Source organism: Candidatus Eisenbacteria bacterium (assembly GCA_016867495.1).
Classification (GTDB): domain Bacteria; phylum Eisenbacteria; class RBG-16-71-46; order CAIMUX01; family VGJL01; genus VGJL01.
The window spans coordinates 1-12,525 of the sequence record VGJL01000073.1 but is presented as its reverse complement, the minus strand read 5'-3'; the positions used below and the strand labels follow the sequence as shown (position 1 = coordinate 12,525).

Annotated in this window: 8 protein-coding genes; 3 read left to right on the top strand and 5 right to left on the bottom strand. The window is 65.3% G+C overall.

Annotated elements, in window-relative coordinates:
• The 4 genes from FJY88_08185 to FJY88_08170 form a co-directional block, all read right to left on the bottom strand.
• The coding region (locus tag FJY88_08185) for a hypothetical protein (protein ID MBM3287311.1) at positions 1–1,261 on the bottom strand (1,261 nt) is incomplete at its 3' end.
• 260 nt (positions 1,262–1,521) lie between these two features.
• The gene (efp, locus tag FJY88_08180) at positions 1,522–2,079 is read right to left on the bottom strand and encodes an elongation factor P (protein MBM3287310.1); all 558 of its coding nucleotides are present in this window, start codon (positions 2,077–2,079) and stop codon (positions 1,522–1,524) included.
• A 112-nt stretch (positions 2,080–2,191) separates the two neighbouring features.
• Positions 2,192–3,229 (bottom strand): YafY family transcriptional regulator, encoded by a 1,038-nt coding sequence (locus tag FJY88_08175; protein ID MBM3287309.1) that lies wholly within the window; start codon positions 3,227–3,229, stop codon positions 2,192–2,194.
• A 175-nt stretch (positions 3,230–3,404) separates the two neighbouring features.
• The gene (locus tag FJY88_08170; GenBank protein ID MBM3287308.1) at positions 3,405–5,270 is read right to left on the bottom strand and encodes an OPT family oligopeptide transporter; all 1,866 of its coding nucleotides are present in this window, start codon (positions 5,268–5,270) and stop codon (positions 3,405–3,407) included.
• A gap of 390 nt (positions 5,271–5,660) precedes the next feature.
• On the opposite strand from FJY88_08170, the gene FJY88_08165 reads away from it, so the two are divergent.
• Both FJY88_08165 and FJY88_08160 read left to right on the top strand, forming a co-directional pair.
• Positions 5,661–6,296: a hypothetical protein gene (locus FJY88_08165; GenBank protein MBM3287307.1), complete on the top strand. Its 636-nt coding sequence runs from the start codon at positions 5,661–5,663 to the stop codon at positions 6,294–6,296.
• A gap of 130 nt (positions 6,297–6,426) precedes the next feature.
• On the top strand, positions 6,427–7,758 hold the full coding sequence (locus FJY88_08160; protein MBM3287306.1) for a hypothetical protein: 1,332 nt from the start codon (positions 6,427–6,429) through the stop codon (positions 7,756–7,758).
• Between the two features lie 106 nt (positions 7,759–7,864).
• Here the strand turns inward: FJY88_08160 and FJY88_08155 are convergent, their stop codons facing one another.
• Entirely contained in the window at positions 7,865–11,068 is a 3,204-nt protein-coding gene (locus FJY88_08155) for a hypothetical protein (protein ID MBM3287305.1), read from the bottom strand.
• A gap of 241 nt (positions 11,069–11,309) precedes the next feature.
• Between FJY88_08155 and FJY88_08150 the strand changes: the two genes are divergently transcribed.
• On the top strand, positions 11,310–12,525 hold a 1,216-nt coding region (locus tag FJY88_08150; GenBank protein ID MBM3287304.1), incomplete at its 3' end, for a hypothetical protein.

Genomic DNA, 12,525 nt, shown 5'->3' with positions numbered 1-12,525 from the left:
GGCAGGGGCCGCCGAACCAGACCAGCGGCGGCGCGCAGAACTGCTCGAGAACGAAGTAGCAGGCGCCCGTCGCCAGGTCGCAGCAAGCGCCCGGCTGCGGACACGGATTGACCGGCTCGCAGACCGTTCCCTGGCCCAGCCAGGCAATGTGGCCCGGAGCGGCGTCGCACTGAGCCTGCGTCAGCAGCTCGCAGTGGCCGTCCTCGAAGCAGCAGGCGCCCAGAGGCGGCGGCTGCGGACACGGCTCGTTGTTCGGCCCGCAGGGACCGCCGTACCACTCCATCGGCGGCACGCAGTCGGTCTGCAGGATGTAGTAGCACGCGCCCGTCGCCAGGTTGCAGCAGGCGCCAGGAGACGGACAGGTGATCGACCAGTCCAGCGTGAACGGACCCGATGCACTGTACCCGTCAGCGATCACGTAGTACGTCCCGGCAGTGAGAGCCGTATAGGTCCAGGTCTCGGGCTCGGGATCGTCGTCGCCGATCACGCAGGTGGCGCCGGGGTTGGCGCAGTCTGTCACCATGTAGATCGATCCGTCGTGGTTCGGGGTCGTGTAAGTCACGGTGACCACATCGCCCCGCTGCAGATCCAGGCGGTAGGTGACGTCGCCGCCTGTGGCGGGATAGCCTGTGCACCCCGGCGACGGTGGCTGCGGGCTGTAGTCGTTTACCGCGCCGACGGTCGTTCCGTTGACTGTGCCGCTGGAGCAGCGCTGCCAAGGAAACGCACCGTCGCACCTATCGTTGGGGGGCGGACCGGCGCAGGTGATCGACAGCTTGTAGCAGCCGGTGTAGCTCGCGCTGTAGCCGCGCACCTTCAGGCTGTAGTTGCCGGGAGAGCCGGCGGGAACGGTGTAGGTGAGCAACGAGTAGTACCCGGGGCCGCTGTCGTCGTCATAGGCAACCCGGGTCGTGCCGCAGTTGTAATAGAGCTCGATGTAGCTGTCCGTGAGGTAGGGGGCACCGCAGTTGGAGCCGTTGTCGGTGGCGAACGTCAGGATCGTACCACCGATGACGTTGTAAACGGTGTACCAGTCGACATCCGTGCTGGTCGCGATCGTCGCCGGGTCGACAACGTCGCCGCAGGCCACGGTCTGGCCGGGACAGGTGTTGTTCGGCTCGACCTCGGGGATGATCGCCCGAGTCGGGTCGACGTAGAGCTGCCACTCCTTCTCCTCCGCGGGAGCGTTGGGATCGGCAAGCGCCACACCGGCCAGGAGGCCGAACAGCAGCAGTGAGAACAAGACAGAAGCAAGACGCATAGGTACCTCCAAAGACACAGTCGTTGCGTTTCTGCTAGCAGAACATCGGACGCCCCCTAACGCGTTTTAGGGGCGTTCGAAGTCGATACATAGTATAGCGGGCGGGACGGCGGTTGTAAAGCCCCAATTCTCAAGGACCTGGAGGCGGCCGCCGGGTCTAACTCCCGCGTATCCAACCGGTTGCATCCCCGCGGAGAGATCGCCCCGCCCGGGCCGCCCGCGCCCGTGCCTTGTCTCGATCGGCCCGATCGGTCAGGGGCTTAAGCTCTTTCCACGAAACTCCCGTCGCGGGTGTCGATTCGGACCGAATCGCCGACATCGATGAATTGGGGGACCCTGATCTCCAGTCCCGTGTCCGTCACCGCCCGCTTGGGAGAGGAAGTGACTGTCGCTCCCTTCAGGGTGGGCTCCGTTTCGGCGATCTTCAGGACGACGAAGTTCGGGACTTCGATCGACACCGGGGCGCCTCCGTAGTAGTGGGCGGTGACCTCCAGCTCCTCGATCATGTACTGGACGGCGTCTCCCAGGACGTCCGCGGTCAGGGTCATGATGTCGTAGGTTTCGGTGTTCATGAAGTGGAAGTCGTCCCCCTGGCGGTACATGTATTTGAGCGGGTGAGTCTCGAGGGTGAGGACCTCGACCTTCTCGTCCGAGCGGTAGCGGTACTCGTATCGGTTGCCGTTTCGCAAGTTGACCATCTGGGTCTGGACCATCCCACGCCAGTTCCCCGGCGTGATGTGGATGAGCTTCGTGATCCGGTGCGGCTCGGCGTTGTACATCACGATGTTGCCGACCTTGAGCTGCGTCGCGTTGATCATCGGACTACCTCCAATCGGGCTTTGACTTGATCGCCTGGTATGAGTCGGGAGAAACGGTCGGCCCCACCTCGAGCCTGGCCGAGATCGCGCCGCGCGGGGCGCGAAGGGCCGGCTACTCGGACGGAGGGCGGGACGGAGGGCGGTGCCGCCTCTCGGCGGTCCGGGCCGGGCGCACGCGTCCCTCGTAGCGCCGGCTGAGCTGCCTCAGGATCTGCCGCGCCCGCCTGCGGGCCCAGGACGGGGAGATCACCTCCGCCCCGGTGCCCCAGCTCAGGCACCAGCGAATGAGCGCGTCGGCGTTCTCGCTGCGGAAGGAGAGCTCGACCCCGCCGTTCATCAGGGTCTGCACCTTGTAGCCGTTCGACCAATCCCTCTCCAGGATGTGGCCGGCGAGGCTCGCGTCGAACCGCACGACCGCCTCGAAGATCCTGTCCCCGCCCATCGCCCGCAGCTTGGTCCTCAGGAACTCCTCGGGGTCGCACGCCCGCGGAACGAAAGTGACGCCCGTCGGACGCGCCTTGCGGATGCGGGCGGGCTTGAAGGTCCGGATCTGCTGTCTGCGGTGGCAGAAGGCGAGCAGATACCAGTCCCCGTCCACGTTCGCCAGGTGGTACGGATCGACGTTGCGGCGGGAGGTGGTCGCGCGGCTCTGCGTGTGGTAGGTGATCTCGATCGTCTCGCGGTTGCGGATCGCCTTCTCGATGACCGCGAACACGGGGGCGTTCACGCGGGCGGGAGGGGCCGAGTGCATGAAGGAATAGGTCTCGGCGATCTTCTCCGGGGAGACCGTGCGGCTCTCGCCCAGGGCGAGGACCGCCTTTTCGATCAGCCGGCGGAGCATCTCCTCCGACTCGGTCCCCCGATAGGCGCCAAGGGCCCTGTCCGCGACCATGAGGGCGAGAATCTCCCCCTCGGTCATCTTGATCTCCGGCAGGGTGAACCCATCCTGGGTGTACTCGTAGCCGTTCTCGATCGGATTGAAGGCGAGCGGCGCGCCGAGCTGGTCGCGCAGGAAGTCGATGTCCCTCTGGATGGTGCGGCGTGACGCCTCCAGGAGCCGCGCGAGACCCGGAACATTCGGGTAGCTGCGGCCCTGGATGAGATAGTGGATCCGGAGGATCCGCAAGATGGGCGGGTGCGTCGCGATCATTCCTTAGCTTCCAGGGGACCGTAAAAGGGTACTGCAGGGGGGTTCGTCCCGGCAAGCGAATCCCCGGCGCCGGTCGAGTGTCCGGGGCCCACGGGTTCCCCCCGCCCCGCTGGGTTCGCGTTCGCGGCGCGGGGCTTCGGGAACCCGTCGGCCCACGGCGCGAAACAAGGCTCGGCTACTTCTGCGGCACTCCCAGGGCGCCCAGGACGCTCGTGATGACGGCCATGATGCTTTCGCCCGCGATGATCCCCGAAGCGACGGGAATCGTGTAGTCCTCCGAGACCCTGCGGTACCAGTGCCCCAGCATGAGGACGATCAGGGCCCCCACGAACATGGAGATGGCGTTGAATCCCTGGATCACGAAGGCGAGCCCGAGGCCCATGGCCGAAGGAATGTACTTCCGGTATCGCGGAAAACCGCGCTCGGCGAGGGGGATGGCGAGACCGAGGATCCCTCCGATGAGAGCGCCGACGCGCGCCGTGGGATGGAGGGAGCTGATCCCCTTCGAGAGAAGCTCCGCGACTCCGCGCCAGACCTGCGCCGCGGGGGCCGGGAACTTGTCGGTGCCGAGCGCCTCGGCGTTGGGGACGAGGAGGATCCAGGCGGCCCCGATGACGAAGGCCCCGGGGAAGAGGCCGATGAACTGGGCGATGAACTGCTTGCGCGCGTTCGCGCCGAGGATGTAGCCGCTCTTCAGGTCGACCAGCAGATCGGCGGCGCAACCCGACGCGTTCGCCGTCACGGACGCGGTCATGATGTTGGTCGTCATGTTGCTCGGGGCGATCACTCCGTAGGTGAGCTGCGTGACCTTGCCGAGCGCGCCGACGGGCGTGATGTCGGTCTCGCCGGTCGCGCGACACGCCACCACCGAGAGGACGAATGTGAGCAGGACGGACAGGATTCCCATGTAGACGGGGATGTCCCAGAAGACCGCCTGCATGATGACCACTCCGGCCATCCCGATCAGGAAGATCGTGATGAACCAGCTCGAGGGGACCTCGATCTTCGCCAGCGGATCGTCGCGCTTCGCCTTCGGTCCGCCCGTGAAGATCGTGACCAGGCCCATGAAGGCCCGCCCGATCGTCCTGGCGTGGAAGGAGAGGGCGACGAAGCTCGAGACGACCATCATCGACACGCCGATCCAGAGGCTCCACCGAGTCATGTCGCGGAAGACGACGCCGGCCTCGGGGTTGCTCGCGTAGATGACGCCCCGCTGGACCATCGCGGGGACCAGGATCGCGTAGTTGACGAGGGCGCCGAGGAGCATGCTCCATGCGGTGCGGAATCCGATGATGGCGCCGGCCGCGATCATGATGAGCCCCATGTCCCAAGAGAGAGTCAAGCGTTGCAGGGGAATGCCCGAGATCGAGAGGTTTCCGAAGGGGAGGCTCGCCGGCATGTTGAAGGGCATGAAGCGGAAGGTCGCGTCACGGAACCAGGCGACGAGCGCGCCAGAGAGGCCGGCCAGGCCGAGGGCGCGCGCCTTGCGGACGGCCCCGGCGCCGGAGGAATGCAGGCTGCGCAGCGTCTCCGCGGCGGCGATCCCGCTCGGGAACTTCAGCTGCTCGATGTTGATCATCTGCCGCTTCATCGGCACGGCCATGACGACGCCGATGATCCCGAGGAAGATGTTCCAGCCGAGCAGAACCCAGTAGCTCATGTGGGTTCCCGTGATCATCAGCATCGCCGCGATCGCGGAGACGATCGTCCCGCCGACCGAGTAGCCGGCGGCCGAGGCGGTCGATTGCATGCAGTTGTTCTCGAGGATGGTGAAGTCGGTCTTCAGCCAGAACGGGAACGCGGCGCGCAGCCCCTTCCAGATGGCGTAGGAGAGGATGCAGGATGTGATCGCCACCCCGAGGCCCCAACCGGTCTTCAGGCCGATGTAGAGATTCGTCAGGGACATGATGGAGCCGAGGAAGCTCCCCATCACGACCGCGCGGACGGTGAGCTGCTTCATGCTGTCGCCCGCGCCCTTGTAGACGTTCTCGTACCATTCCCGCTCGATCTGCTCGGGCGTCTTTCTCGGTTCCTCGGCCATGCGCGTCCTCCGTTTCTCCCTGCCGCGCCCCGGCGAGACGATAGGGCAGGGGCTGGGGCATGCCAAGCGGTGAGACGCATCCTGCGGCGAGGTGCCTCGAGTCCCCGAGGAATCTCCTGGGACCCCGACGGTTCCCTACGCCCCGCTAGGTTCGCGTTCGCGGCGCGGGGCTTCGCAATCCCCGCAGGGCTCCCAGGATGCCCGCCGGGCTTGGGTCCTCGGGTGCGCCTCCACTCGGCGCATAGCGCAGCTCGCTGCGGCGCACCGCTCGAACCAGCCCGGCGATTCATGGCAGGTGGAGCATGCGTGCCGCGCGCATAGGCCCGGGGCTTGCTTCTTGCGCTGCCGTCGGCCTGGGATACGGGGGGAGCCGACGGTCGGGGAGGATCGATGCGCACGTGTGCTTGGTCGGGAGCGGTTCGCTACACTGGCGGCATGGCGCCGCCATCCAACTCCGGCGAGCAGGGAGTCCTGCAGCTCAGTTTCTCTGCCCTCGCGGAGCCGCCCGTTCCCGGGGCGGAAGGGCACATCCTGACGCGGGCGCTGCGCGATCACCCCTCGCGCGCGAAGATCCTGCGGATGGTCCGCATCGCCCTGAGCTACTTTCCCGAACTGGAGGGGACCTGGCTCCGCATCGGCCTCGCCCGAGGAGTGCATGGCTACGCGAGCCTGGAGGAGCCGGCGATCTGGCTCAATCCGAGGGGACTCAACTACCAGACGATCGCCCACGAGCTTGTCCACCTGCTGCAGGCCCGCGGCCTGGTCCCGATGGGGGAGCGGAGCTGCGACATCTTCGCTCTCGCCCGGGATCGGATCCTCGTCGACGCGCCGCCGGTCTACCTCGAAATCCCCGACGCGCTGGCGACACCCGGCGGGGGCCTGAGGGAGGGAGCCTCCTATCTCCTGCACAAGACGGCCCGCGAGGCCCTCCGCAGGCGCGGGGAAGGGGAGCGCCGCTACATCCGCTGGTTCGAGAAGCGGGTCGCCGAGGCGACGGTGCAGCAGGCGTTCGCGGCCAAGAAGTAGATGCACGGGCCGCCCGCGCGGGGGATATTCCCCTTCCCCTTGCACACTTCCCGGCATGCAGGTAACTTCCGTAGCCGGGTGGTGAATCTTCACCTGAATCCGAAGTCACGGTCGCTCTCACGTCCGATGCATGTCTCAGGACGGATTACGTTTCGATCCAGCGGTCGGAGAGAGCAACAAGGGGGGCAACGCTGTGCGCGGAATCCACTGCCGGCTGGTTCCAACGTTTGGACTCCTGACTCTGGCGCTTCACTCCGTCGCCTCGGGCCAACTTGTCCAGACGTTCGATTCCTCCCCGATTGCCCGCGGTCGTGCCGGGGCATCGACGGCGGTCTTCTGGGACGGCAATCCCAATTACTGGGCCAATCCGGCCCTGCTCGCCTATCACGATGGGATTCGATTTGCGGGGGATAGCTTCGATTTCGGACACGATGATCGACACTCATCGGATCATCTCACGCTTGGCGCGTGGGGGCTGGGTATCGCGCTCGATGGTCGCCCCGTCGATGCTCTGGGCGGGACGAGGTGGGAGATTCCAATAGCGTCATGCAGGTGGGTGGATTCGCTCTGCTACGCCGGAACCGGACCGGAATATACCTACTGGGAAGAGGTCGACTCCTGGGGCGCCGGGATCAGCTTGGCCACATTCGCCGACAGCGTTCTCCGCCGCGCAGGGACCGGCATCCCGCGAGTTCATAGGTTTGCGGACCTGTCCCTCGGGATTCGCTTCAACGAGGTCGAGGTCTTCTTTGCGCCGCACTGGGCACTTCGTCCCGGAAGTCCACCCGGTGACTGGACGGCCGCGTTGTCGACACGGGACAAGGGGTATCTCTTGAGGTTGACTCCGTACAACTCGGTGGACTACAGGGGGCTGGTCCCGGCGCTCGACAGGGTGCTGACGCCCTATCTGGGCGGTGTTCGCGTGGAAGCCGGCTACGGTCAGGCGGTGCAGAACTACCGCCAAGCGGAGACGAGGTACTCGGATGGTGAACGGTGGACCGCAACGAAATTCATCAGGGAGGGTTGGTCCGTCCGGGTCGCAACCGGCCTTCCTCCATCACTGCGATCTGCGTTGCGGCGTGCGGGAGCGGAGTGGATGGCCGCCAGCATCACGCCCCTCTTTTCGTTGGGGATGGCGGGGGACAGAGTCGTCTCGCACGGACAGGATTGGAGGACCGATGAGATCCGGGATCTCTACAGGGACCACTCCGACGGCTGGGAGCTCTGTTTCGCGAACATGTTGACCATCCGCAGGGGGAAGATCCGCGATGAAGAGTGGGACCTCTACAGCTCCCGGACGACAGGGTGGGGTTTGGCTTTGAGTATCAAGGACTACGGCACACTCCGATACGACTATGCCAAGAACCGTGCCGTGGAAGAAGAGCGCGATTGGGTTGAAGATCTTGAGTTCAGCGGGTTCTCGGTCTTCGTTCGGCCGCTAAAGATACTTGAAGCGCTCTGATTCCGAGCTCGTGAATCCACCAGCGCTCCTCCGGGCATCTTGGGGATCCCCGCATCATCTCGCGGGGCCCACGCGATGATGCGGGGAAGCCCATGGGTTTCCAATCTCATCGTGTCTGGATCGACCGGAGAAAGATGATCGGGCTCGCTTGGGTCTCACCGACAGCTCTGGCTCGTACGAAGTAGATTCCGCTCGAAAGCTGGTTGCCGGCGTCGTCCCGACCGTCCCAGGACAAGGGAAGAGGCCCTGCGGGTCTTGCCCCATCGACAAGGGTGCGCACGCGCCGCCCGGCGGGGTCATGGATCGTGACCTTCACCTCTCCGGCCACCGCAACCTCCAGAGAGATCGTGCTCATCTGGCCGAACGGGTTGGGATGGATCGTCAGGAATCGCGTCGCGCTCGTGCGCTCGGGCACAGCTTCTTCGATGTCCGTGGGATCCCGATCGACAGCGAGGAGGAAGTCCGATGTCTCGCCATCGTCGAAGCGTCCTGTGCCATCCCATCCGGCACCGACGGCAGCGTCGCTGATCGTGAAGCGGGTCCAGACGAAGCCGCGGTTGGGACCTATCAGGAAGTCGGGGACGCCGACGGCGGAAAGAGGCCCGCTGTATCCAGGCGGGATCCAGAGATCGACGACCACGTGCTCGGGCGCGGGTCCGCCTGGACAAGTAGATGCCCCTCCCCACATGCCATTCTGGTCCCAGTCGATGAGGACATTGAGGAAGATGTCGAGCTGTTCCTCGAGATTCGTGACGGTGATGTCGATATCCCGCCCCCAGACCGCCGTCCGGCAGGTGTAGCCGATGGCGCCGGTCTGACCCATCGAACAGGGAGTCACGCCCCCGACGTTGCTGATCGTGTATGCGGGAGGCCGGAGCAATCCCGCGTCGGCGTCATTCGCGCACTCGTCTGCGTCATACGGTGGGAAGTTCGGGCAGTTGCTGGCATTCCCCTCGATCTCGAGATCGAGGCCCTGACCGAGATAGACCCTCCCGCTGGTCATCGTGTGCGCGACGACCCCCGCGGGCCCTGCATTCTGGCAGGTCGGGAAACCTCCGATGACGCCCTGGTCCGGATACGCCAGCGCTCCCTCGGGGGCGTCTCCCATCTCGAGGTAGGGCTCTCGAGTATCCACTCTCAAGAGGTAGTCCTCGGTCTCGCCGTCGGCGAAGTCGCCGACTCCGTTCCAGTCCTGCGGGACCGGAAGGTCGCTGATCGTGAAGCGCGTCCATACGAATCCGGCGTTGGGGCCGATCAGGTAGATCCGAGGATAGAGGGTTGACAGCGGTCCCGAGTAGCCGGGAGGGACCGGAAGGTTCACCAGCATGTGTTCGAGAGCCACCAGTCCCGTCGCGCACTGCGAGGAGCCCTGCCATACGCCGTCCTGGTTCCAGTCCACGAGCATGTTGACGTATCTATCGGCTTGGGCCCCATTGGTCACGAAGACGTCCAAGGCCGGACCCCAGAGTCCGGCCCAGCAGATCCGGCCGAGACTCCCCGTCTGTGCGGTGTTGCACGGGACGACGTTCAGGGACGGGTCGATAGTGTAGGCAGCGGGCCTGATGAGGCCCGCGTCGCCGTCACTCCAACACTCGTCGGCGTCATATGGCGGATACTGGGGGCAGTTGCCGGCGTTACCGTCGGTCTCGAAATCAACCGCCGGTCCGAAGAAGGCCTGCTGGGCGGGCGCGTGGCGAACGAATGAAGGCCCAGGCGGCCCGACGGTCGAGCATGTCGGGAATGTCCCGATGGCCCCGCTGCCCGGGTAGGCCAGCGCCGTCTCCGGCGCATCCCCCCACTCGTACTGGTTGAACAGAATGGCCGCCCTGAGATTCGGACGGGGGCCGATGTTTCCTCCCCCCCCGGGGGTCGGAACCTGAGGAGTGCCTGTCTCGGTGAGAAGCGCGCGCATTGCGAGAGGATCTAGAGGAGTCGGCGAGACATTGGCCAGATAGTAGCCCGCGTAGCAAGCGACAGCTCCGGCGACCATCATTCCCGCGCTCGATGTGCCAGAGAATGTATTCGTGTAGAAGAGATTCCGTCCTTCGGAGCTGTACAGGTCTCCGTAGCCGGTCGTGACGACATTCTCGCCCCACCCTTGGAGGTTGAACCGCGTGCCGTAGCTCGAGAAGGGAAGACGCTCGCGATCGTCGAAACCGGAATAGGGCGCGCCAGGATAGACTGCGCCCGCGCCTACGATGATGGCTCCGGAGTCGCCATACCACTGCAGGTCGTCGGTGTTGACGTTTCCGTTGCCGCCGCACTCAACGACATGGATTCCGAGGGAGATGGCATTCTCAATCGCCGCGTAGACCCCGTTGTACCACTGAACCCAGGGCCACTCATTGGCAGAGGATCCCCACCACTCGATCGGTATGTAGTAGCCCAGGGGATAGCTGTATTCCCACTGTTGCTCGATGAGGATCACATCCCCAGGAGCCAGGTTCGCGATAGCAACGGCGAGGGCTCCGGGGACGTTCCAGCTCGGCTGATTGGGGCCGAAGTAGGATCCGCATGTGAGGAGCCTCGCGCCGTAGCAGATTCCCTTCGTGCCCCAGTTGGGGGTGTTGTCATCGGACACCAATCCCCCGATGATGGCGGTTCCGTGGTTGTCGTCGTTGAACGGATCGGAGACATTTGAGTTGATCTGGGAATTCGGGGCTTGGCTCACGTCGGAGTGGCCGTAGTTCCAGCTGTACTCGATCTCGCAGAGGGTCACCCCGTTTCCGCTTCCGCCCGGCCATGTCCAGGCATACCAGGCGTCGATACCCGCGGGCGTCCAGGAGGACGAGCCGAGATATCCCCCTTGACCGAACGGCTCGTAATCGGGCGGAACCGGAGGCGGCATGGGGAGAGGAACGGGATACGCGCGCAGGACGCCAGGTAGCGCCTCGAGTTCCCGGCAGAAAGCCCAGACATCGACGGGTCGCGACCGACCCTCGAGTCGCAGACGGTAGATGTTGTTCAGGTTGTAGACATCCTTCCCGGCGTTCGCCGCACCTCTCGCATGGATGTCATCGAGAGTTTGCTCGGGAACGTCGCAGACGCGGGACCACTCGTGACTGTCGAGACTGCGGAGTAGCTCATCCATCCCCGTGAGCGCCTTCGCGTCCAGATCGACGAGGACGCCGTCACGCAGACGCACTCTCGAGTCGGGGACGAAGAGCACCTCGACAAGATCGCTCTCGGAAGGGTAGCGATGCGGGCTTCCCGAGGCGGGCTCAGCCGGCGCTCCCTCCACCGAGGTTGCGACGGCCGCCACGATCAGGAAACTCGCGAGAAGAACGGTCGGGTAGATTCTGCAAGTCATGTGCCGCCTCCGCTGCTCTTCGGCCGGCCAGCGTGTGGCCCTCTCAGCTCACAGTCAGGGAGTGGAGCCTTCGGAGAAGTCGTTATCCGTCAACCGTCGCACCGTGCCGCTCCACTGCGAAACAAGGATACACCGAAGCCAGTCGCGAGTCCATTCCGATCCGCCCTCACTCCTCTCAACTCCTGCCATCGCGAAGGCCGTAGTAGCCTGCAATCGCCTCATTCGGGCATAATCACGCGCGATGAGACTTCTGCCCATCGCGGGCCTTCTCGCCCTCGGCCTGCTCCCGGTGATCGGGCGATTCCTGCCGGCGACGCTCTCGTGGGGATTTCATCACGCGGCGTACATTCCCTGGTGGAGCGTCGCGATCCTACTCGCCGCGTGGGCGGCGCTTCTCATCCCCCCTCTGCATCGCGCGCTCGACAGGCTGCTCTTCGATAGGCTGGCGGCCGCGCTGTTCGGTCGATCTCCTCTCCCGGCGTTCCTCGCGGCGGCCATCCTGTGCGCCGCCTTCGTCCTCCTGACGACGCCGACCCGCCTTCTCGGCGATGGGGTTCTCGTCGGCGAGCTGGCGGGCCTCGGGAATCCGTTCCGCATCCACGACATGATGGATTACCTCCTCCACCGGCTCGCGCTGACCGCGATCGGGAAGGCGGGCTCCAAGGAGGTCTCGTTCCAGATCTACCGGTGGGGAAGCTGGATCGCGGGGTTTCTGGCGGCGCTGACGGCGCTTCTCATCTTGCGGCGCGCCCGGATGAACCCGGCCGGGAAGATGCTCACCTTCTCGCTCTTCATCCTCGCGGCCCCGACGCTCATTTACTGCGGCTATGTGGAATCGTACGCCTACCTGTCGATCGGGATGCTCGGCTTCCTCTGGACGGGCGCGATGGCGCAACGCGGCGAGTGCCCGCCTTGGGTCCCCGGCCTCTTCTACGGGATCGCCTTCTTCTTTCACACGACGGCGGTCTTCGCCCTTCCCGCCCTTCTCCTTCTGGTCTTCTTCCCCGGAGCGCGGAGGAAGAGGCGTCCGGCCTGGCCGCTCCAGATTCTCCTCCCGGCCCTGGCGCTTCCCGCGGCCGCGATCGCGATCCACCTTGCCCTCGGGTATGACGCGGGGTGGTTCCGGCGCGACTTCATCGAGAGCAAGAATCAGCGGCAGATGCTGATCGGCCTCACCGGCCCTCACGGGCTCCTCGGCCTGCGTCATCTCAAGGATGTCGCCAACTGGCTGCTCCTCGTCGCGCCCGTGACCGGCTGGCTCATCGTCTCGAAGCGGCGGGCCCTGCTCGCGCGGCTTCGGGAGCCCGAGATCGCCTTCCTGGCGATCCAGGTCGCGGCGTTCCTCGCGCCGTTTCTGCTTCTCGACCGCAAGCTGGGCGCCGCGAGGGACTGGGATCTCATGACCCCGCAGGTGGCGGGATTCGCCCTCCTGGCGGCGAGGCTCTGGGAAGCGGACC